1 protein-coding gene is annotated in these 1,220 nt (G+C 66.0%); it reads right to left on the bottom strand.

Annotation, left to right across the window (positions count from 1 at the left end):
- Window positions 1-360: 360 nt before the first annotated feature.
- On the bottom strand, window positions 361-1,220 hold an 860-nt coding region (locus Q322_RS24010), incomplete at its 5' end, for a hypothetical protein (RefSeq protein ID WP_029479600.1).

Raw genomic sequence — 1,220 nt, 5'->3', positions numbered from 1 at the left:
GGTCAGACACACGTGGGCTGAGCGATGAGGAGACGGCCATGACGGCAGCATAGGCGGCCACACTCACAAAACCGTCACAGTTCAGACGGAATGAAGGCCCAGTCAGGCGGCGGCGGGACGAGGCGAGATGGAGGGAAACTCATTGCCCCGCGACGTGCGGCGTGATGGCCGCGTGCGGCATTCCCGGAACCTCCATGCGGGACCGTCGCCAAGCCCAGGGAGCCGTGTTACGCGTCTCTGGATGGATGCGTCAGTCCACTTCGTGAAGAAAACGCCTTTTATCGTTGGCCGCTCACAGCAGGACCGATCTGCCCGAACGGGGACAGGCGACGGGCACGGACATCCTGCACGTTCGTTCGCTCAGCCAGTCTCCGCAGCCCGCTGCAAGGTCAGTTGCATCTGGCCCACCGTCCGGCCCGAGGCCACGGCCCGGCACTCAAAATGGTTCAGGGGTCTTTGGCCCCTGGTGGCCTGGGCCTCGAAGGTGACCGACTCGCCTGCCCAGCAAAAATCATGGGCCTCGACACTGGCCTGTGGAATCCAGAAGGGCTGGCCCTCGCCCAGACTCAGCCCGGCCAGTTGTGAGAGCTGGCCCATCAGGATGGCGACTGGCATGGCGGGATACCGCTCGAAATGACCGGCGCAGGCGGCGGCGGGCACCTCGGAGATGTGGCGGGTCCAGGTGTCGCCCGAGTGTGAGAGCTGTCCAGGCGGCAGCGGCGGCATCCGGTCCAGCGGCTGTGAGACGCTCGGAGAGGCGGACTGGTCCACGAGATCAGGGCGCTCGCGCGAGCGGAACAGCCGGGCAAAGGCATTGTCGGTCAGGATGGTGTACTGCACCTCGACCTCGGCCAGTGGCAGTCCACCCACAACTGCCTGGATGCGGGCGGTGGCCTCCCGCCGGGTCAAGCCCAGCAGCGTGGCCCTGAGCGTGACCCTGGAGCCGTAAGGCGCATCGTTCGCGAAGCCCTGGTAACTGGCGCGCTGGGCCAGATAATAGCGGCGCTGATCGTCCGGCTGGGCCAGGGCCGCCACGCACAGGCCCGCGATGGCGGCGTGACGGCTGAGTTCCGCGCCCTGAATGGGACCCAGTTCCGCGCTCTGCGGCAATTCCGCCTGAACCTCGGCCCGCAGGTCTTCATCCTCCAAGTGCAGTTCTTTCAATGCAAAGTAGGGCGGGCGCACACAGATACGGCGCAACAGGTTGGCGGAATCGACAA

Origin of the sequence: Deinococcus frigens DSM 12807, from assembly GCF_000701425.1 — a bacterium.
Classification (GTDB): Bacteria; Deinococcota; Deinococci; order Deinococcales; family Deinococcaceae; genus Deinococcus; species Deinococcus frigens.
The sequence above is the reverse complement of the archived record's forward strand: the minus strand, read 5'-3'. Positions and strand labels throughout refer to the sequence as shown.